Here is a 19,866-nt window from a genome sequence, read left to right as displayed (position 1 = left end):
GGTTCCTCCTGCGAACGAAGTGCACCTGCAAGGAGGGTGCAATAAGGTCACCGAGGCCGGCCCCGCAGCGGGACCGGCGCCGAGAGGAGGCAGCGTGCACGTCCCCGACGGGTTCCTGGACGCGACGACGTCGGCCGGCACCGCCGTCCTGGCCGCGGGCACCGTGGCCGTGGCGCTGCGGGGGGCGCGCGCCGAGCTCGACGAGCGCACCGCTCCCCTGGCCGGCCTGACCGCCGCCTTCGTCTTCGCAGTGCAGATGATGAACTTCCCGGTCGGCGCCGGGACCAGCGGGCACCTCATGGGTGGGGCGCTGGCCGCCGCGCTGGTCGGCCCCTGGACGGCGGTGCTCTCGGTGACCTGCGTCCTCGTCGTCCAGGCGCTGCTGTTCGCCGACGGGGGGCTGACCGCGCTGGGCACGAACGTCGTGCTCATCGGCGCGGTCACCGTCGCGGTGGGGTACCTGTGCACCCGCCTGGCGACCGCGCTGGCACCGCGCAGCCGCGCCGCCCTGCTCGCCGGCAGCGGGATCGGCGCCTTCCTGTCGGTCCCGGTGGCCGCGCTGGCCTTCGTGGGGCTGTTCGCCGTCGGTGGGGCGGTCGACGTCCCGCTCGGCGCGATGGCGGCGACCATGACCGGCGTCCACCTGCTCATCGGCCTGGGCGAGGCGGCCATCACCGTCGCCGTGCTCGGCGCCGTGCTCGCCGTGCGGCCCGACCTCGTCCACGCCGCGCGGCGCCTGCGCGGTACCGCGACGCTGGCCGACCGCCCGGCCACGGCCGTGGGCGGTGCCCGGTGACCCGCGCGCGCCGCACCGGCGGCTTCCTGCTGGCCGGGTTGCTCCTCGCCCTGCTCGTCGCGGGGGTCGGCAGCTACTACGCCTCCTCGCACCCCGACGGCCTGGAGTGGTCGGCCGAGCAGGAGGGCTTCGGGGACACCGCGCGCGACAGCGCGGTCGCCGGGTCGCCCCTGGCCGACTACGCGGTCACGGGGGTCGACGACGCCCGGCTCTCCGGCGGGCTGGCCGGGGTCGTCGGGGTCGCCGCGACGCTCGTCCTCGCCGGCGGGGTGACCCTGCTCGTGCGCCGGCGCGGGCGCGACCGGGCGGACGCCCCCGCCGGCCGGACCGGCTGACGTGGGCGCGGGGCACGGCGGTGCGCTCGGCGCCGCCTACGTCGCCGCGGACACCCCGGCGCACCGGCTGCCGGCGCACCTGAAGCTGCTGGCGGTGCTGGCCTTCGCGGTGGTCGTCGTGGCCACCCCCGTGCACGCCGGCTGGGCGCCGGCCGCCTACGGCGGCTACCTGGTGCTGGTCCTCGCCGCCGCGGCGGTGGCCCGGGTGCGGCCGGGCCGGCTGGTCCGCGGGCTGGTCGTCGAGATCCCCTTCGTGGTCTTCGCGCTGCTCCTGCCCGTCGTGGCGCGCGGTCCCCGCGTCGAGGTCGGCGGGCTGTCGCTGTCCGAGAGCGGGCTCGCGGCGGCCGGCGGGCTGCTGGCCAAGGCCACCCTGGCGGTGCTGGCCGCCACCGTGCTGGCCGCGACGACCGAGCCCCGGGCGCTGGTGCGCGGCCTGGAACGGCTGCGGCTGCCCTCCGCGCTCACCCAGATCCTGATGTTCATGATCCGGTACGTCGACGTGGTCGGCGGCGAGCTGCGCCGCATGCGGGTGGCCCGGGAGTCCCGCGGTTTCCGCGGTCGCGGCCCCGGCGCGCTGCGGGTGCTGGCCGCCACCGCGGGCGCGCTCTTCGTCCGCTCCTACGAGCGCGGCGAGCGGGTGCACCTGGCGATGCTCGCGCGCGGCTACACCGGCCGGGTGCCCACCGGGCCGGGCGCGGCGGTGGCACCCCGGGAGTGGCTGGCCGCCCTCAGCCTCCCCGTGGCCGCCGCCGCGGTCCTGGCCGCGGGCATGCTGGTCGGGTGACCCCGACCGGCATGCCCTCCCCGTCCCGCCCCGGGCCCGCCCTGCTGGTCGAGGACCTCGCCTTCGCCTACCCCGACGGGCACCAGGCGCTCTTCGGCGTCGACCTGCGCCTGGACCCCGGCGAGCGGGTCGCGCTGCTGGGGCCCAACGGGGCGGGCAAGACCACCCTGGTGCTGCACCTCAACGGCATCCTGACCGCCGGCCGGGGCCGGGTCTCGGTCGCCGGGCTGCCGGTCGACCGCGACCACCTCCCGGAGGTGCGCCGCCGGGTCGGGATCGTCTTCCAGGACCCCGACGACCAGCTGTTCATGCCGACCGTCGGGGAGGACGTCGCCTTCGGCCCCCGCAACCTGGGCCTGCCGGAGACCGAGGTCGCCGCCCGCGTCGCGGCCGCGCTGGACCAGGTCGGCATGCCCGGGGCCGCCGAGCGGCCGCCGCACCACCTGTCCTCCGGCCAGCGGCGCCGGGTGGCGGTGGCCACGGTGCTCTCGATGCACCCCGACGTCCTCGTGCTCGACGAGCCGTCGTCCAACCTCGACCCGGCCGGGCGCCGGGAGCTCGCCGAGGTGCTCGAGGCGCTCCCGGTGACCATCCTCGTGGTCACCCACGACCTGCCCTACGCCCTGCAGCTGTGCCCGCGCTCGGTGGTCCTCGACGGCGGCGTCGTGGTCGCCGACGGGCCCACCCGCGACCTGCTCGCCGACGCCGACCTGCTCGCCGCCCACCGCCTCGAGCTGCCCTTCGGGTTCGACCCGCGCTCGGTCGCCTGAGCCGACGGCACGTTCACCGCCGCGCCGGGCCGCGGGTATGCAGACCCGAGCACCAGGAGGAGCCCGTGGCGGGCTGCGGACGGGAGGGCGAGCACCGCGCGTCGGCCGAGCGGGACGCACGGCGACCGGGGGACCTCCCGGCCCCGGACTTCGCGCGCGTCTTCGACGTCGCCCCCGCCCCCTTCCTGCCGCCCCCTTCCTGCCGCCCACCAACGCTCAGTCCTCCCCGCCCACCAACCCCTCGGCGAAGGCCTCCGGCTCGAACGGCGCCAGGTCGTCGGCCCCCTCCCCCAGCCCGATCAGCTTCACCGGGATGCCCAGCTCCCGCTGCACGGAGACGACGATGCCGCCCTTCGCGGTGCCGTCGAGCTTGGTGAGCACCACCCCCGTGACGGTGACGGCCTCGGTGAACACCCGCGCCTGGACGACGCCGTTCTGGCCGGTCGTCGCGTCGAGCACGAGCAGCACCTCGGTCACCGGGCTCTGCTTCTCCACGACCCGCTTGATCTTGCCCAGCTCGTCCATCAGGCCGCCCTTGGTGTGCAGCCGGCCGGCGGTGTCGACGACGACGGTGTCCACCTCGGCCTCCACGCCGGTGCGCACCGCCTCGAAGGCGACCGAGGCCGGGTCGGCACCCTCCCGGCCGCGCACCGTGAGCACGCCGACCCGCTCACCCCACGTCTCGAGCTGGTCGGCCGCGGCGGCGCGGAACGTGTCGGCGGCTCCCAGGACCACGCTCCTGCCGTCGCCCACCAGCACCCGGGCGATCTTGCCGACCGTCGTGGTCTTGCCGGCCCCGTTGACGCCGACGACGAGCACCACCCCGGGGCGGCCCTCGCGCCGGTCCACGCCGAGCGAGCGGTCCAGGTCCGGGCCGAGGACGGCGGTCAGCTCGCGGACCAGCAGCCGGCGCAGGTCGGCGCCCGACGCGGTGGCCAGCACCATCGACTGGGTGCGCAGCCGGTCGACGATCTGGGTCGTGGCCGCGACGCCGACGTCGGCGGCCAGCAGCGTCTCCTCGATCTCCTCCCAGTCGTCCTCCGTCAGCCGCTCGCGGGCCAGGACGGTCAGCAGCCCGCGGCCGAGGGAGGACTGGGACCGGGCCAGGCGGGAGCGCAGCCGCACCAGCCGGCCGGCCGAGGGCGGCGGGGTCTCGAAGACCACGCCCCGGTCGGGCTCCGCCGGCGGGAGCTCCACCTCCGGCGGGGCCTCGGGGGTGACGGCGTCCGGCTCCGCCGGCGGTGCGCCGAGCCCCGACGCCGTGGCCCCGGACGGGGGCGGTGGCTCCTCGCGCGGCGGCGCGGGCGGGCGCGGCCGGGTGAGGGTGGTGCCGCCGGCGGCGTCCTCGTCGAGCCGGGTGGTGCGGCGACCGCGGCCGACCAGCAGGCCGACCCCGGCGATCAGGGCGACGACGAGGATCGCGATCGCGATCAGCACGAACTCCATGGCCGCCAGTCTCCCAGCCGGCGCACACCCGGCTCTGGGCGGAACCCGGGTCGGTGGAGGAGGCTGGCCGGCATGCCGTTGACCGCCGGGGACGCCCCCGCCCTCCTCCTGGGGCCGCTGCTGCGGCACGTGGACCCGGTGTCGGCTACCGTCTGGGTGGAGACCGACCGGCCGTGCGACGTCGACGTCCTCGGCCGGACCGCGCGGACCTTCGAGGTCGGCGGCCACCACTACGCGCTGGTCGTGGTCGACGGCCTGGAGCCCGGCAGCAGCACGCCGTACGAGGTGCGGCTGGACGGGGCGCGGGTGTGGCCCGAGGCGTCCTCCCCGTTCCCGCCGAGCCGGATCCGCACCCCCGGGCGGCCGGGGCCCTTCCGCGTGGTGTTCGGCTCCTGCCGGTACGCCACCCCGAGCACCGTCGACCTGACCGAGGGGATCCCGCCGGACGCGCTGGACTGCTACGCCGCGGACCTCGCCACCCGGCCCGAGGAGACCTGGCCCGACGCGCTGGTCCTGCTCGGCGACCAGGTCTACGCCGACGAGCTCACCCCTGCGACGCGCGCCTGGCTGGAGGTGCACCGCGGCGAGCCGGTGCCGGCGCACGCGCACGTGCGGGACCGGGAGGAGTACACCCGGCTCTACGCGGAGTCCTGGAGCGACCCCCAGGTCCGCTGGCTGCTGTCGACCGTCCCGTCGTCCATGGTGTTCGACGACCACGAGATGATCGACGACTGGAACACCTCGGCGGCGTGGCGCCGCCGGGTGGGCGCCACCGACTGGTGGCACGAGCGCATCGTCGGCGGTCTGGTCAGCTACTGGGTGCACCAGCACCTGGGCAACCTCAGCCCGCAGGAGCTGGCCGCCGACCCCACGTGGGCGGCGGTCCGGCAGGCCGAGGGGGACGCCGAGCCGGTGCTGCGCGCCATGGCCGAGGCCGCCGACGCCGACCCGCGGTCGTTCCGGTGGAGCTTCGTCCGGCACTGGGGGGACGCACGGCTGGTCATGGTGGACACCCGCGCCGGCCGGGTGCTGGACGAGGGCGCGCGGCAGATGCTCGACGACGACGAGATGGCCTGGGTCGAGGCCGCCCTGCGCCGCGCGGTCGACGAGGGCGTCGAGCACCTCGTCGTCGGCAGCTCGCTGCCCTGGCTGCTGCCGCACGCGATCCACGAGCTCGAGCGGTGGAACGAGACGCTGGTGGCCCGGCACCGCGGGGGCCCGCTGGGCCGGCTGTCCGAGGCCCTGCGCCAGGCGGCCGACCTGGAGCACTGGGCGGCCTTCGGGAACTCCTTCGAGCGGCTGGGCCGCGCGCTGGTGGCCTTGGCCCGCGGGGACCACGGGCGTGCACCCGCGACGGCGCTGGTCCTCTCCGGCGACGTCCACCACGCCTACGCCGCCGAGCTGGTCGCCCCCGGTGACCTGCGCACCCGCGTGCACCAGCTGACCGTGTCCCCGCTGCACAACCGGGCGCCCTCCGTGGTCCGGCTGGGCTTCCGGGCGGGCTGGAGCCGGTGGGCGCGGCGGCTGACCACGGCGCTGGGCCGGCTGGCCCGGGTCCGCCCGTCGCAGCTCGACTGGGCGCTGGCCGCCGGCCCCTTCTTCGGCAACCAGCTCGGCGAGCTGGTGCTCGAGGGCCGGGCGGCGCGCCTCCGGCTCTGGGTCAGCGAGCGGGACGACGAGGCGCGGGAGTCGGTGCGCCTGGTGGCCGACCTGCCCCTCTCCGCCGACGTCCCCGCCGGGCTGCCAGGCTGACCGGTGTGAAGCCCGCACCCGGACCCGACCAGCCGCCCGTCCCGGTCCGGCTGGTCACCTTCAACACCCACCACGGGGTCGGGCTGGACGGCCGGCACGACCTGCCGCGCCTGGCCACGGTGCTGGCCGACGCCGACGCCGACCTCATCTGCCTGCAGGAGGTCGACCGGCGCTTCGGGGAGCGCAGCGAGGAGGTCGACCAGGCGCTGCTGCTGTCGCGGGCGCTGGACATGCAGCTGGCCTGGGGGCCGGCCATCGACCGTCCCCGGGGCGGCGACGGGTCGCGGCAGTACGGCAACGCGCTGCTCTCCCGGCTGCCGCTGCTGGTCAGCGACGTCCACGCGCTGCCCGGGAGCGGCGAGCCGCGCAGCGCGCTGCGGACCCTCGTCGAGCTCGACGGCGGCACGCTCTGGGTGACCACCACCCACCTCACCACCGGGCCGGCCCCCCACCGCGCCGCGCAGGTCCGCGCGCTGCTGGACCTGCAGACCACGCCGATGGGGGCCGGCGTGCTGGTCGGTGACCTCAACACCGAGCCGGACGCGGCCGAGCTGGCCCCGCTGCGCGAGCGGTTCACCGACGCCTGGCAGCTCGCCCGGGAGCGCGAGGACGAGGTCGGCTGGCGGTTCTGGCACCGCGAGCACGGCGAGACCCACCCCGCCCGCCGCCCGGTGCGGCGCCTGGACCACGTGTGGGTCACGGCGGGGGTCACCGTCGCCGCGGCCCGCGTCCTGGAGGGGGCCGGCGCGTCGGACCACCGCCCGCTGGTGGTCGACCTGGAGGTCCCGAGCGGCGTCTGATGTTCGCGGGAGGCGTCCGATCCCCGCGCCGGCGGCTGCGTCCGCGGGGTTCGCGGGTCCCGCGCCGCCGGCGATGGTCCTGCCGGCCCCCGGCGGGCCCGCCTCAGGCGGGTTCGGCCTCGCGCAGGCGCTGGCTGATGACGCCGGTGATGCCGTCGCCGCGCATGCTCACCCCGTAGAGGGCGTCGGCGATCTCCATCGTGCGCTTCTGGTGGGTGATGACGATCAGCTGCGACGTCGCGCGGAGCTGCTCGACCAGGGTGAGCAGCCGGCCGAGGTTGACGTCGTCCAGCGCCGCCTCGACCTCGTCGAGCACGTAGAACGGCGACGGGCGGGCGCGGAAGATCGCGACCAGCAGCGCCACCGCGGTCAGCGACCGCTCGCCGCCGGACAGCAGCGACAGCCGCTTGACCCGCTTGCCCGGCGGGCGCGCCTCCACCTCCACCCCGGTGGTGAGCATGTCCTCGGGGTCGGTGAGCACCAGCCGCCCCTGCCCGCCCGGGAAGAGGGTGGCGAACACCTGCTCGAACTCGCGGGCCACGTCGGCGAAGGCCGCGGCGAACACGTCGTGGATCCGCTCGTCGACCTCCCGGACGACGGTGAGCAGGTCCCGCCGGGTGGCCTTGAGGTCCTCCAGCTGGGTGGCGAGGAAGGAGTGCCGTTCCTCCAGCGCCGCGAACTCCTCCAGGGCCAGCGGGTTGACCTTGCCGAGCGTGGCGAGGTCCCGCTCGGCCCGCGCCGCGCGCCGCTCCTGGGCGGCCCGGTCGTACCGGGTCGGGGCCGGTGGTTCCTGCCCGGCCGCCTCGGCGGAGGCCACGTCGGCGGGGGACGGCGGCACGGGGGCGGCCGGCCCGTACTCGGCGACCAGGGTCGGCAGGTCGACCCCGTACTCCTCGGCGGCCCTGGCCTCGAGCGACTCGATCCGGTAGCGCTGCTCGGTGCGGGCGACCTCGTCGCGGTGCACCTCGTCGGTGAGCCGCTCCAGCTCCGCGGTCGCCGCGCGGACCGCGGTGCGCACCTCCAACAGCTCGGCCTCCCGCGTGCTGCGGACCCGGGCCAGCTCGTCGCGCTCGGCGGCGGCACGGGCCAGGGAGTCGGTCAGCGCGGTCAGCGCCGCCTCCGCGCCGGCGCGCACCCGGGCGGCCACCGCCGCGCCCCGCTGCCGGGCGGCCCGGGCCACCGCGGCCCGCTCCCGGGCGGCCCGCTCCTGGCGGGCCTGGCGGCGCAGCGACTCGGCCCGGCCCGCCAGCGAGCGGGCACGCTCCTCGGCGGTGCGCACGGCCAGCCGGGCCTCGGTCTCGGCCTGGCGGGCGGCGGCGGTCTCCAGCCGCAGCCGGTCGCGCTCGGCGGGGTCGGGCTCGTCCTCGACCGGTGCCGCCTCGGCCCCGGCCAGCCGCTCGGCCAGCGCGGTGAGCGCCCCCCGGGCCTGCTCGAGGGCCTCCTCGGCGCGCCCGCGGGCCGCGGTCGAGCGCTCGGCCTCCGCGCTCGCGGAGCGGGCGGCGGCGCCGAGCTCGGCCAGCTGGGCGGCGGCAGCCGAGCGGGTGCGGTCGGCCGCCTGGCGGGCGGCGAGGGCGGCGTCGACGTCGGCCGAGCGCTGCCGGGCGGTCTCCCGGGCGGCGGCCAGCCGGTCGGCGAGCTCCGCGGCGCGGGCGGCGGCGGTGGCCAGCTCCCGCTCGGCCTCGTCGACCCGGGCCCGCACCTCCAACCCGGAGGGCGCGTCGGCCTGCCCGCCGGCCGCCCAGTCGGCGCCCACCAGGTCCCCGTCGGCGGTCACCGCCCGGACGCGGGGGTGGGTGGTCACCAGCCCGACGGCGGCGGCCAGGTCGGCGACGACGGCCACCCGGTCCAGCGCGCGGGCCAGCGCGGGCGCCAGCTCCCCGGGCGCCTGCACCAGGTCCAGCGCCCAGCGCGCCCCCTCGGGCAGCTCGGGCCAGCCCTCCCGGGGCAGGGCGGGCAGCCCGGCGGTGACCAGCAGCCCGGCCCGCCCGGCGCCGGTGTCCTTGAGGTGCGCCAGGGCGGCGGCGGCCTCGGCGACCGAGCCCACGACCAGCGCGTCGGCCAGGCCGGCCAGCGCGGCGGCGACCGCGAGCTCCGCGCCCGGGGCCACGGTGATCTGCTCGGTGACCGGGCCCTGCACCCCGGGCAGCGCGGCGGCCAGCACCGCGGCCGCGCCGTCGGCCGGCGCCAGCCCGAGGGCCAGGGCGTCGCGGCGGGCCTGCCAGGAGGCGCGGTCGCGCTCGGCGGCCCGCTCGGCGGCGGTGAGCTCGGTGACCTGGCGGGCGGCCTCCGCGTGCGTGGTGACGGCGTCGGCGTGCGCGGTGACGAGCCGGACGTCGGCGTCCTCGGGGTCGCCCACCTCGGCGCGCCGCGCGGCGAGCCGGTCCGCGGCGGCCTGGGCGCGCTCGGTCGCCCCGGCGGCGGCGGCGGTGAGCCGCTCGATCTCGGCCTCGCCGGCCGTGACGCGGGAGCGGGCGGCGGCGACCTGGCCGGAGAGCCGGGCCAGCCCCTCCCGGCGGTCGGCCAGCGCCCGCGCGGCGGCCACCCAGGCCCGCTCGGCCTCGGTCAGCGCCGCCTCGACCGCGGTCCGCTCGGTGACGGCGGCCGACAGCCGCTCCCGCTCCGCGGCCAGCCCGGCGGCCAGCTCGGCCTCGGTGGCGGCCACCCGCTCGGCCTCGGCGTCGAGCTGGTCGGGGTCGCGGCCGGGGGCCGGTGCCGCGGGGGCGGCCGAGAGGTGCCGGTGCCGCTCGGCGGCCAGCTGGGCGGTGGAGCGGAACCGCTCCCCCAGCGCCGACAGCCGGTACCAGGTCTCCTGCGCGGCCCCGAGCCGCGGCGCGTCGGCGGCCAGGGCGGACTCGAGCGCGGCCTCCCGGCGCGCGGCCTCGGCCAGCTGCGCCTCGACGACCGCGCGGCGGGCACGCGCCGCGGCCTCGTCGGCGACGTCGCGCTCCAGCGCCTCCCGCAGCTGTACCAGGTCGTCGGCGAGCAGCCGGAGCCGGGCGTCGCGGAGGTCGGCCTGGACACCGGCGGCGCGGCGGGCCACCTCGGCCTGCCGCCCCAGGGGCTTGAGCTGGCGGCGCAGCTCGGCGGTCAGGTCGGCCAGCCGGTCGAGGTTGGCCTGCATCGCGTCGAGCTTGCGGAGCGCTTTCTCCTTGCGCCTGCGGTGCTTGAGGACGCCGGCGGCCTCCTCGACGAAGGCGCGGCGGTCCTCCGGGCGGCCGGAGAGGACGGCGTCGAGCTGCCCCTGCCCGACGATGACGTGCTGCTCCCGCCCGATGCCCGAGTCGCTCAGCAGCTCCTGGACGTCGAGCAGGCGGACCTTGTCGCCGTTGATCTCGTACTCGCTCTCACCGGAGCGGTACATGCGGCGGGTGATCGACACCTCGGTGTAGTCGATCGGCAGGGCGCCGTCGGTGTTGTCGATGGTGAGCGTGACCTCGGCCCGGCCGAGGGCGGGGCGGCCGGCGGTGCCGGCGAAGATCACGTCCTCCATCTTGCCGCCGCGGAGGCTCTTCGCGCCCTGCTCCCCGAGGACCCAGGCGATGGCGTCGACGACGTTGGACTTACCGGAGCCGTTGGGGCCGACGACGGCGGTGATGCCGGGCTCGAGCCGCAGCGTCGTCGGGGACGCGAAGGACTTGAAGCCCTTCAGCGTCAGGCTCGACAGGTGCACGAGTACCGGACCTTAGCCGGTCGCCCGCCCCGCCCCCGGCAGTTCAGGGGCGGGCGGGACGCGTGCGGCCCCGCGCGGTGGGGGCGGCGGGATCCTGCTCAGGCGAGCGCGGGCTCGGCGTTCTCGCCGGCCATAGTGAGCAGCTCGTGGGCGATGCGGGCGTCGCGCTCGGCGCGCAGCTGCGCGACTTCCTGCTCCAGTCGGCGCACCTTGGCCCGCAGGACGGCGTTCTCCTCGGCTACCCGGAGCTCCGCGGGGGCGACGACGTGACCGAACAGGGCCTTGGCCATGGCAACAACGGCCTTTCGACTGCGTGAGGGTTGGACCTGCGCCCCGTACGACGGTCGGCGCGGTCGTGGTGTTCCCAGGGTGACAGGACCAAGCACGCAGGTCAACGGCCACACTGCAGACCCCCTGTGTCAGGGGTATGTCGCGTTGGTCACGCCGTGGTGAAGCCCGTCCCCCGGCGTGGCGGCTCGTCCCGCACCTGCACGTCCGTCACGTGCCCGGGTGCCCCGGGGCCGTCCAGGTCGGCCAGGACGGCGGCGACCACGGCGTCGTCCCCCTCGAGGACGACCTCGACCCGCCCGTCGGCCAGGTTCGTCGCCGAGCCGGCCAGCCCGGCCGCCTCCGCGCGGCTGCGCGCGAACCAGCGGTAGCCCACGCCCTGCACGGCGCCGGAGACGAGCGCGACGGCGCGGCGGGTCACGACCGGCGGGACCGTGCCGCGGAGCTGCGCGGCCGGGGCTGGCACACCGGGCAGCTGTAGCTGGAGCGGTTCATGAACGACTCCCGGACGATGGGTGTCCCGCAGCGGGGGCAGGGCCGGTCCCCCTGACCGTAGACGGCGAGGAAGCGGGAGAAGTACCCGCTCTGCCCGTTGACGTCGACGTAGAGGGAGTCGAACGAGGTGCCGCCCTGCGCCAGCGCCTCCCCCAGCACGTCCCGCACCCCCTCGAGCAGGTCGTGCACCTGCGCGCGGGTCAGCCGGTCGGTGGGCCGGTTGCCGTGCAGCCGGGCACGCCAGAGCGCCTCGTCGGCGTAGATGTTGCCCACACCGCCGATCAGCGTCTGGTCGAGCAGGGCCCGCTTGACCTCGGTGCGGCGGCGGCGCAGGGCCGCGCTGAACCCGGCCTCGTCGAAGGAGGGGTCCAGCGGGTCGATGGCGATGTGCCGCAGCCGGGGCGGCAGCGCGCCCGGGGCCGCCCCCTCGTCGTCGGCGGTGTCCTCCACCGCCAGCCCCCCGAAGGTGCGCTGGTCGACGAAGCGCAGCTCCCGGCCGCCGTCGGTGAAGACGAACCGCGCCCGCAGGTGGGTCTCGTCGGGCTGGGACGGCTTCTCCACCAGCAGCTGCCCGCTCATGCCCAGGTGCGCCACCAGGGCCTGCCCGACGGCCGTGCCGTCCGGCTCGGCGAGCGGCAGCCACAGGTACTTGCCGCGCCGCCGGGCCGCGGTGAGGGTGCGGCCGGTCAGCGCGGCCACGAAGTGGTCGGCGCCCTCGAGGTGCCGGCGCACCGCCCGCGGGTGGCGGACCTCGACGGAGGCCACGGTGCGGCCGGCGACCCAGCGCTCGAGGCCCCGCCGGACGACCTCGACCTCGGGCAGCTCCGGCACGGTCAGTCCCCTACCGGCGCGGGGGCCGGCGCCCGGGACGCGGTCTCCTCCGCGGACGCCGCGTCCTCCGGCGGGCGTGCGGTCCCCTCCGCGGACGCCGGGTCCCTCGCCGGTGCCGGGTCCGACCCCGGGCCCCTGGTCTCCGCCGGGGCCGCGGTGCCGGCGGCGGCGGGCGACAGCGCGCGCCAGGCGGCCTCCGCCGCCTCCTGCTCGGCGGCCTTCTTGGTCCGCCCGCTGCCGCGGCCGCGGACGACGTCGGCGAGGAGCACCGCGGCCGTGAAGGTCTTCGCGTGGTCGGGGCCGGTGTCGGCCACCTGGTAGGTGGGTGCGCCCAGGCCGAGGGCGGCACCGAGCTCCTGCAGGCTGGTCTTCCAGTCCAGGCCGGCCCCCCGGGTGGCGGCGTGGTCCAGCAGCGGGTCGAACAGCCGGTGCACGATGACCGCGGCCGCCTCCAGCCCCAGGCCGAGGTGCACCGCGCCGATCAGGGCCTCGACGGCGTCGGCCAGGATCGAGTCCTTGTCCCGGCCGCCGGTGGTCTCCTCACCGCGGCCCAGCAGCAGGTGCGGGCCGAGGCCGCCGTCCCCCAGCTGCCGGGCGACCCCGGCGAGGGAGTTCATGTTGACCACCGAGGCGCGCAGCTTGGCCAGCCGCCCCTCGGGCAGCTCGGGGTAGCGCCGGTAGAGCTCGTCGGTGACGACGAGCCCCAGCACCGAGTCGCCGAGGAACTCCAGGCGCTCGTTGGTCGGCAGACCGCCGTTCTCGTAGGCGTAGGAGCGGTGCGTGAGCGCCAGCGCCAGCAGGCCGCCGGGCAGCTCGACGTCCAGCGCGTCGCGCAGCCAGGCAGCCGCTCGCGCGGCGTGCACCGCACCGGCCGGGGAGCCCGGCGGCCCACCCGACGGCGGCGGCGTCCCCACGGCCGGTGCGCCGGCGCTCAGACGGACAGGACCTGGCGGCCCTGGTGCTGCCCGCAGGTGGGGCAGGCCTGGTGCGGGGGCTTGAGCGCGCCGCAGGCCCGGTTCGGGCACGGGGTCAGCGTCGGGGCGGTGGCCTTCCACTGCGACCGGCGGGCACGGGTGTTGGCGCGGGACATCTTCCGCTTCGGGACGGCCACGGTCAGTTCTCCTCTGGGTTGTCCGGACCGGGGGTGCCCGGTGCGGGAGTGGGACGGTCGGCCTGCGGGGCACCCGGGCCGACGCCGAAGCGCTGGGCCAACCCGGCCCAGCGGGGGTCGGTCACCTCGTGCGCGTGGTCGGCCGGCAGCTCGTCGAGCCGCTGGCCGCAGTCGGCGCACAGCCCGGAGCAGTCCTCGGTGCAGGTGGGCGCCAGCGGCAGGCTGAGGACGACGAGGTCGCGGACCATGGGCTGGAGGTCGAGGTGGTCGCCCTCGACGCGCCGGACCTCGTCCTCCTCGCTGGTCGCCTCGGTGGTGCTGCCCTCGTAGGCGAACAGCTCCTGGACGTCGAGCTCGAGGGTCTCCTCGATCGGTTCGAGGCACCGCGCGCAGGACCCGGTCACGGGGGCGTCGACCTCGCCCGAGACCAGCACGCCCTCCATGACCGACTCCAGCCGCAGCCGCAGGTCGATCGGCGCTCCCTCGGGGACGCCGATGAGCTCGACCCGCCAGTCCGCCGGCGCCGGGATGCTCCGCTCGAGCTCGTGCAGGGAGCCGGCCCGCCGGCCGAGCTCGCGCAGGTCCACGCGCCACGGGTCGGCTGAGGGGCGCCGGGCGTCCGGGGACGCGGCGCCGGGACGGGGCGTCGGTGCGGCAGGCATGTCGGTACTCGCGGTAGGCAGCGGGGAGGTGACCGGGCGGACCCGCCGGGTGCGGGACCGGCAGCCGGACCGGACGTCGAGACTACCCGATCGGTGCGGACCGGGCTCCGGGCCGGGAGGGGCCTCTCAGCCGCGCAGCGCGCCGCGGGCCTTCTCCACCGAGCGCAGCATGCGCTCCAGCGTCGTGCCGAAGTCGGCCAGGCGGGTGTCGACGTACTCGTCGACCTCGCCGCGCACGCGGGCGGCGTCGGCCTGGCTCTGCGCGCCGACCTCGTCGGCGCGTTCGACGGCGCTGCGGTAGACCTCGGTCTCGGTGACCAGCCGGTCGTGCTCGGCCTGCGCGGCGGCGAGCAGCTCGGCCTGCTGCACCTGCGCGTCGGCCAGGACCGCCTCGTGGTGCCGGCGGGCCTCCTCGACGATCCGCTCGGCCTCCTCCTCGGCCCGGGCCAGCAGGTCCTCGACCTCGGCCTGCGCGCGGGCCAGCAGGTCGTCGCGCTGGCGCCGGGCGGTGCCGAGGATCTCCTCGCGCTGCCGCCGGGCGGCCACCACGACCTGCTCGCTCTCGCTGCGGGTGCGGCCGGTCAGCCGTTCGGCCTCCGCCTGGGCCTGCTGGAGGATCTCGGTGCGCTGCTCGACGATCGCCCCGGCCTTGTGCACCTCGTCGGGCAGGTTCTCCCGGAGGTCGTCGAGCAGGTCGAGCAGGTGGTCGCGGGGGACCATGCACGAGCCCGACATCGGCACGCTGCGGGCGTTCTCGATGACGCTGCTGAGCTCGTCGACGGTCTCGTAGAGGCGGTAGACGACCTCCGTCACGACCGCTCCCCCCGCGCGGCGACGAGCCGGTCGAGCACGGCCTTGGGCACCAGGCTGGAGACGTCCCCGCCGAAGGTGGCGATCTGCTTGACCAGGCTGGAGGACAGGTGCCCGACCTGCGGCGCGGTCGGTACGAACAGCGTCTCGATCCCCGCGAGCTCGCGGTTCATCTGCGCCATCTGGAGCTCGTACTCGAAGTCCGAGACGGCGCGCAGGCCCTTGACGATCACCGGGACGTCGTGGGCGCGGCAGTAGTCGACCAGCAGGCCCGAGAAGCTGTCGACGGTGACGTTGGGCAGGCCGGCGACCGCGTCGCGCAGCAGCGCCATCCGCTCCTCGACGGTGAACAACCCGGCCTTGCCGGGGTTCACCAGGACGGCCACCACGAGCTCGTCGTAGAGCGCCGCCGCCCGGGTGATGACGTCGACGTGCCCGTTGGTGACGGGGTCGAACGACCCGGGACAGACCGCACGTCTCACGGACAGCGACCGTACCGGAGCACGGCCTCGCCGTAGCGTCGATCGCGCAGTCCGCGCAGGGGTGTCGGCCAGGGCCACGGCTCCTCGCGCGCCGGCCGCTCGACGACGACGACGGCGCCCTCGGCCAGCCACCCGCCCCTGACCAGGGATCCCAGCACGGCGACGACCCCGGCGGCGGGCGTGGCGTACGGCGGGTCGGCGAGCACGAGGTCGAAGCGCGCCGGCGGCGGGCCGGCGACGACCGCGGGTACCGAGCCGACCACCACGCGCCCGCCGGGCAGCCCGACGGCGGCGAGGTTGGCCCGCAGCACCGGCAGCACCCGCGGCGCGTTCTCGACGAGGACCACGCCGTCCGCGCCGCGGGACAGGGCCTCCAGCCCGAGCGCCCCCGAGCCGGCGTACAGGTCGAGGACGGTCGCGCCCTCGAGGTCCAGCAGGCTGCCCAGGCTGTTGAACAGCGCCTCGCGCGCCCGCTCGCCGGTGGGCCGCACCCCCGACGGCGGGACCTTCAGCCGGCGCCCGCGTGCGGCGCCGGAGACGATCCGGGTCACCCGCGGCTCACGCCTTCTCCAGGTAGGTGGCGCGCTCGTCGGTGGCGAGGGCGGCGACCTCCGCCGCGAGGCCCGGGTGGTCGGCCAGGCCGCGCTCGGTGGCCAGCAGCGCGGTGGCCTCGGCGCGGGCCTCGGCGATGAGCTGCTCGTCCTCCAGCAGCGAGAGCAGCTTGATGCCCGACCGGCGGCCGGACTGCGCAGCCCCGAGGACGTCGCCCTCGCGGCGGGTCTCGAGGTCCAGGCGGGCCAGCTCGAAGCCGTCGGAGGTGGCCGCGACGGCCGCCAGCCGCTGCCCGGTCGCCGACCCGCCGGAGGCCTCGCTGACGAGCAGGCAGAGGCCCTCGTGCCTGCCGCGGGCGACCCGGCCGCGCAGCTGGTGCAGCTGGCTGACGCCGAACCGGTCGGCGTCCATGACGACCATCACGGTGGCGTTGGGCACGTCCACGCCGACCTCGACCACGGTGGTGGCGACCAGGACGTCGACGTCCCCGGCGGCGAAGGCCCGCATCCGGGCCTCCTTCTCCTCGGGCGCCAGCCGGCCGTGCAGGACCTCCAGGCGCAGGCCGGCCAGCGCACCCTCGCGCAGGGCCTCGGCGACGTCGAGCACCGCCAGCGGCGGGCGGCGCTCGTCGCCGCCCTCCTCGGCCGGCGCGCCGTCGGCGTCCCCCGGCTCCTCCTCGGCGCCGGCCTCCTCCCCGATGCGGGGGCAGACGACGTAGGCCTGCCGGCCGGCCGCCACCTCCTCGCGCAGCCGCTCCCACGCCCGGTCCAGCCAGGCCGGCCTGTCGCGGACCGGCACGACGGAGCTGCGCACCCCGCCCCGCCCGCTCGGGAGCTGGCGCAGCGTGGAGGTCTCCAGGTCGCCGTAGACGGTCATCGCGACCGTCCGCGGGATCGGCGTGGCCGTCATGACGAGGACGTGCGGCGGCCGGCTGCCCTTGGCCCGCAGCGCGTCGCGCTGCTCCACGCCGAAGCGGTGCTGCTCGTCGACCACGACGAGCCCCAGGTCGGCGAACTCCACGGTCTCCTGCAGCAGGGCGTGGGTGCCGACGACGATGCCGGCCCGCCCCTCGGCGACCTCGGCCAGCGCCTCGCGGCGGGCGGCCGCCTTCAGCGACCCGGTGAGCAGCGCCACCCGGGTGCCGGCCGGGTCGCCGTCGAGCTCGCCGGCCCGGCCGAGGGGGCCCAGCAGCGCGCGGATGCCCCGGGCGTGCTGCGCGGCGAGCACCTCGGTGGGCGCCAGCAGCGCCGCCTGGCCTCCGGCGTCGACGACCTGGGCCATCGCCCGCAGCGCCACCACGGTCTTGCCGGAGCCGACCTCCCCCTGCAGCAGCCGGTGCATCGGCTGCTCCCGGGCCAGCTCTCGGGCCAGCTCCTCGCCCACCGCGCGCTGCCCCTCGGTGAGCGCGAACGGCAGGCCGGCGTCGACCGCGTCGAGCAGCCCCCCGGGGCGCCGCGGCCGGGCGATGCCGGGCTCCAGGGTCGCCGCGCGCCGCCGGCCGGCGAGGACCAGCTGCAGGGTCAGCGCCTCGTCCCACTTGAGCCGCTGCTCGGCGCGTTCGACGTCCTCCTCGCCGGTCGGCCGGTGGATGTCGAGCAGCGCGGCGGCCAGGCCGGGCAGGCCGTGCCGGGCGCGGACCTCCTCGGGCAGCGGGTCCTCGACGAAGCCGAACCCGCCCGTCGCGTCGAGCAGCAGCTTGACCGAGCGTTGGATGACCCAGCTCGAGACGTCCTTGGTGGCCGGGTAGATGGGGATGAGCGCGCGGGCCCAGTCCTCGTCGTCGTCCCCGGTCATGAGGTGGCAGTCGGGGTGGGCGAACTGCTTGGCGCGGCGGTACTCGCCGACCGTGCCGGCGAACAGGCCCCAGGCCCCCTCCCGCAGGTTGGCGTGCTTGCGGTTGAAGAACACCAGCTGCATGGACCCGGCGCCGTCGCCGACGGTCACCTCGGTGAGCGTGCCCGGACGGTTGCGCATCTTGCGGGTGGTGACCTTGCGCACCTGGGCGAGCACCGTCACCCGGTCCCCCACCTGGAGGTCCTCGAGCCGGGTCATCTCACCGCGGCGGGCGTAGCGGCGCGGGTAGTGGCGCAGCAGGTCCCGCACGGTGTGCAGACCCAGCTGCTCGGCCATCACCCGGGCCGTCTTCGCGCCCAGGACCCGGTCCAGCCGGGTCGCCATGTCGACGGCCATCACTCCACCCCCACGAGCAGCGGGACACCCCCGGCCCCGCAGTCGTAGCGGGCCACCTCGACGGTCGGGTGCCGGCCGGCCAGGTGGGCGCAGACCGCGTCGCCCAGCCCCGCCTCGGCACCGACGACGACCGTGGCCAGCTCCCCGCCGGCCGACAGGAGCCGGTCGAGCAGGTCGCAGGCCACCTCGGCGGGGTCGCGGCCGATCACCACGACGTCGCCCTCGGCCGAGCCGAGCACGTCACCGGGGTGGCAGCGCCCCGCGCTGGTCAGCGCCTCCCGGTCGGCCACCGTCACCTCGGCCCAGCGCGTGGCGGCCGCCGCCTCGGCCATCGTGATGACGTCGTCGCCGAAGCGGCGCGCCGGGTCGGCGACGGCCACCGCCGCCAGCGCCTGCACCGGGGACCGGGTCGGGACGACGGCGACGTCGCGCCCCAGGCCCCGGGCGTGCTCCGCGGCGTGCGAGGCGGCCGCGGTCAGCGCCGCGTCGTTGGGCAGCAGCACGACGGTCGCCGCCCCCGAGTCGACGACGGCGGCCACCAGCTCCTCCTCGGTGAGGCCGTCGGGCCCGCAGGTCACCGCGCGGACGCCCTCGGCCTCGAAGAGCCGGGCCATCCCCTCGCTGGGCACGATCGCCACCACCGCCCGCGCCGCGGGGTCCGGGGCCGGCGGGGGCTGCGGCGCCAGCGGGGTGACCGCGATGCGGTGCGGCCGCCCCGCCTCGATGCCGGCCTCGATGGCCGCGCCGACGTCGGAGACGTGCACGTGGACGTTCCACTCCCGGCCGGCGGCGGTGTCGACGCCGACGACCACGAGGCTGTCGCCGAGCGCCGCGAGCCGCTCCTGCAGCCGGGCCACGGCCTGCTCGTCGCTGTCGGCGAGCAGGTACTGCACCTCGCTCCCGGGGCCGGGCGGCGGCTGGTGCGGCCGGTCCCCGCCGTGCGCGTGAGGGCGGGCCGGCCGGCGGACCAGCGGCGGGCGGGCCGGCTCCACGCCGGTCACCGTGGTCACCAGCGCGTCCAGGACCAGGCTGAGCCCGGCTCCGCCCGCGTCCACGACCCCGGCGTCGCGGAGCGCGGCGAGCTGGCCGGGGGTGGCGTCGAGCGCGGCCCGCGCCCCGTCGGCGGCGGCCCGCACCACCTCGGGCAGCGCGGTGCACCCGCCCGCGACGGCCGCGGTGGCCGCCTCCCCGGCGGCGCGGGCGACGGTGAGGAAGGTGCCCTCCTCCGGGTCTGCCACCGCGCCGTAGGCCGTCCGGCCGGCCCGGTGCAGCGCCTCGGCGAAAGCCGGCCCGTCGGCCGGCCCCTTCCCGGCCAGCCGCTCGGACAGGCCGGACAGCAGCTGGGCGAGGATGGTCCCGGAGTTGCCCCGGGCGCCCAGCACCGCGCCGCGGGCCACGACCACCCAGGCCGGCTCGCCGTCGACCCGGCCGTCCAGCGCGGCGAGCACGGCCTCGGCGGTGAGCAGCAGGTTGGTGCCGGTGTCCCCGTCGGGCACCGGGAAGACGTTGAGGTCGTCGAGCTCCCCGCGTGCTCCGGCCAGCGCCGCGTGCGCGGCCCGGCACCAGCGGCCGACCGCGGCGTCGTCGAGCGCCTCCAGCACGGGCGGAGGGTACCCACGGTCCCGACGGGGTCGCCCCGCGCCGGCCCGGCAGCGGGGACGGCGCCGGGCCTGCCCCGGCAGCGGCTGCCGGGAACGGCTAGACTCGCCGACGGTCTGTGTGCGGCTGCCGTGGGTGCGCCGCCGTCTGTGAACGACTCATCTGGGAGTGATCCGCCGTGGCTGCCGTGTGCGATGTCTGTGGCAAGGGGCCCGGTTTCGGTATGTCGGTGTCGCACTCGCACCGCCGCACGCCGCGCCGGTGGAACCCGAACATCCAGTCCGTGCGGGCCCTGGTCGCCCCCGGCAACCGTCGCCGGATCAAGGCGTGCACCTCGTGCATCCGCGCCGGCAAGGTGACCCGCGCTTAGAGCCCCCGCCAGTAGGTCATCGGATGCGTCGTGATCGTGGTCGGGTGTCCCAGCGGTAGAGCAGCCAGGCGGCCCGACACAGCGCACGGACGGTGACGATGGCCGCGGCCAGGGCGAGGTAGG

Annotated in this window: 20 protein-coding genes and 1 pseudogene; 7 read left to right on the top strand and 14 right to left on the bottom strand. The window is 77.3% G+C overall.

All coding sequences use genetic code 11. The features are described 5' to 3' along the window. Positions 1-94 precede the first annotated feature (94 nt). From D0Z06_RS18510 to D0Z06_RS18500, 4 genes are read left to right on the top strand one after another with little or no spacing between them, the layout of a single operon-like run. A complete protein-coding gene (locus tag D0Z06_RS18510; RefSeq protein WP_199522410.1) occupies positions 95-796 on the top strand; it encodes an energy-coupling factor ABC transporter permease in 702 nt (233 codons plus the stop codon). Then, positions 793-1,131, top strand: coding sequence for a PDGLE domain-containing protein (locus D0Z06_RS25910; RefSeq protein WP_199522409.1), 339 nt, complete (start codon positions 793-795; stop codon positions 1,129-1,131). The genes D0Z06_RS18510 and D0Z06_RS25910 overlap by 4 nt, the downstream gene beginning before the upstream one ends. Position 1,132: 1 nt before the next feature. Beyond that, entirely contained in the window at positions 1,133-1,915 is a 783-nt protein-coding gene (gene cbiQ, locus D0Z06_RS18505) for a cobalt ECF transporter T component CbiQ (protein WP_117379024.1), read from the top strand. Then, positions 1,912-2,685, top strand: coding sequence for an energy-coupling factor ABC transporter ATP-binding protein (locus D0Z06_RS18500; protein WP_233517798.1), 774 nt, complete (start codon positions 1,912-1,914; stop codon positions 2,683-2,685). The genes cbiQ and D0Z06_RS18500 overlap by 4 nt, the downstream gene beginning before the upstream one ends. Before the next feature lie 216 nt (positions 2,686-2,901). On the opposite strand, the gene ftsY is transcribed toward D0Z06_RS18500, so the two are convergent. Next, positions 2,902-4,131 carry a signal recognition particle-docking protein FtsY gene (ftsY, locus tag D0Z06_RS18495; protein WP_117379023.1) on the bottom strand — a complete coding sequence of 410 codons (1,230 nt, stop codon included), beginning with the start codon at positions 4,129-4,131 and terminating at the stop codon, positions 2,902-2,904. A gap of 72 nt (positions 4,132-4,203) precedes the next feature. On the opposite strand from ftsY, the gene D0Z06_RS18490 reads away from it, so the two are divergent. Further along, positions 4,204-5,883, top strand: coding sequence for an alkaline phosphatase D family protein (locus D0Z06_RS18490; protein ID WP_117379022.1), 1,680 nt, complete (start codon positions 4,204-4,206; stop codon positions 5,881-5,883). Positions 5,884-5,888: 5 nt separating this feature from the next. After that, positions 5,889-6,683, top strand: coding sequence for an endonuclease/exonuclease/phosphatase family protein (locus D0Z06_RS18485; RefSeq protein WP_117379021.1), 795 nt, complete (start codon positions 5,889-5,891; stop codon positions 6,681-6,683). Between the two features lie 103 nt (positions 6,684-6,786). On the opposite strand, the gene smc is transcribed toward D0Z06_RS18485, so the two are convergent. From smc to D0Z06_RS18425, 12 genes are all read right to left on the bottom strand, one after another. Next, complete coding sequence (smc, locus tag D0Z06_RS18480; RefSeq protein ID WP_117379020.1) at positions 6,787-10,353, bottom strand: chromosome segregation protein SMC; 3,567 nt, start codon at positions 10,351-10,353, stop codon at positions 6,787-6,789. 98 nt (positions 10,354-10,451) lie between these two features. Then, entirely contained in the window at positions 10,452-10,643 is a 192-nt protein-coding gene (locus D0Z06_RS18475) for a hypothetical protein (RefSeq protein ID WP_117379019.1), read from the bottom strand. A gap of 149 nt (positions 10,644-10,792) precedes the next feature. Beyond that, complete coding sequence (locus tag D0Z06_RS18470; protein ID WP_117379080.1) at positions 10,793-11,062, bottom strand: acylphosphatase; 270 nt, start codon at positions 11,060-11,062, stop codon at positions 10,793-10,795. Further along, a complete protein-coding gene (gene mutM, locus D0Z06_RS18465; protein WP_117379018.1) occupies positions 11,059-11,967 on the bottom strand; it encodes a bifunctional DNA-formamidopyrimidine glycosylase/DNA-(apurinic or apyrimidinic site) lyase in 909 nt (302 codons plus the stop codon). The genes D0Z06_RS18470 and mutM overlap by 4 nt, the downstream gene beginning before the upstream one ends. 2 nt (positions 11,968-11,969) lie before the next feature. Further along, positions 11,970-12,830, bottom strand: coding sequence for a ribonuclease III (gene rnc / locus D0Z06_RS18460; RefSeq protein ID WP_117379079.1), 861 nt, complete (start codon positions 12,828-12,830; stop codon positions 11,970-11,972). A gap of 68 nt (positions 12,831-12,898) precedes the next feature. Next, positions 12,899-13,078 (bottom strand): 50S ribosomal protein L32, encoded by a 180-nt coding sequence (gene rpmF / locus D0Z06_RS18455; RefSeq protein WP_117379017.1) that lies wholly within the window; start codon positions 13,076-13,078, stop codon positions 12,899-12,901. A gap of 2 nt (positions 13,079-13,080) precedes the next feature. Beyond that, positions 13,081-13,665: a YceD family protein gene (locus D0Z06_RS18450; RefSeq protein ID WP_233517797.1), complete on the bottom strand. Its 585-nt coding sequence runs from the start codon at positions 13,663-13,665 to the stop codon at positions 13,081-13,083. 201 nt (positions 13,666-13,866) lie between these two features. After that, positions 13,867-14,553, bottom strand: coding sequence for an ATP synthase subunit B family protein (locus D0Z06_RS18445; protein ID WP_117379015.1), 687 nt, complete (start codon positions 14,551-14,553; stop codon positions 13,867-13,869). Further along, entirely contained in the window at positions 14,550-15,032 is a 483-nt protein-coding gene (gene coaD / locus D0Z06_RS18440; protein WP_117379014.1) for a pantetheine-phosphate adenylyltransferase, read from the bottom strand. The genes D0Z06_RS18445 and coaD overlap by 4 nt, the downstream gene beginning before the upstream one ends. Further along, complete coding sequence (gene rsmD, locus D0Z06_RS18435) at positions 15,029-15,583, bottom strand: 16S rRNA (guanine(966)-N(2))-methyltransferase RsmD (protein WP_117379013.1); 555 nt, start codon at positions 15,581-15,583, stop codon at positions 15,029-15,031. The genes coaD and rsmD overlap by 4 nt, the downstream gene beginning before the upstream one ends. Positions 15,584-15,590: 7 nt before the next feature. Next, positions 15,591-17,774, bottom strand: a complete 2,184-nt coding sequence (recG, locus tag D0Z06_RS18430) for an ATP-dependent DNA helicase RecG (RefSeq protein WP_117379012.1) — start codon at positions 17,772-17,774, stop codon at positions 15,591-15,593. Then, a complete protein-coding gene (locus tag D0Z06_RS18425) occupies positions 17,774-19,375 on the bottom strand; it encodes a DAK2 domain-containing protein (protein ID WP_117379011.1) in 1,602 nt (533 codons plus the stop codon). Before D0Z06_RS18425 ends, recG begins: the two co-directional genes overlap by 1 nt. Before the next feature lie 176 nt (positions 19,376-19,551). Here D0Z06_RS18425 and rpmB point away from each other — a divergent pair, with 176 nt between their 5' ends. Continuing rightward, on the top strand, positions 19,552-19,743 hold the full coding sequence (rpmB, locus tag D0Z06_RS18420) for a 50S ribosomal protein L28 (protein ID WP_117379010.1): 192 nt from the start codon (positions 19,552-19,554) through the stop codon (positions 19,741-19,743). Positions 19,744-19,759: 16 nt separating this feature from the next. On the opposite strand, the pseudogene D0Z06_RS18415 reads toward rpmB, so the two are convergent. Beyond that, positions 19,760-19,866, bottom strand: a pseudogene (locus D0Z06_RS18415) (IS5/IS1182 family transposase); the annotation flags it as partial.

The organism is Geodermatophilus marinus, from assembly GCF_003428645.1.
Taxonomy (GTDB): Bacteria; Actinomycetota; Actinomycetes; order Mycobacteriales; family Geodermatophilaceae; genus Geodermatophilus.
The sequence above is the reverse complement of the archived record's forward strand: the minus strand, read 5'-3'. Positions and strand labels throughout refer to the sequence as shown.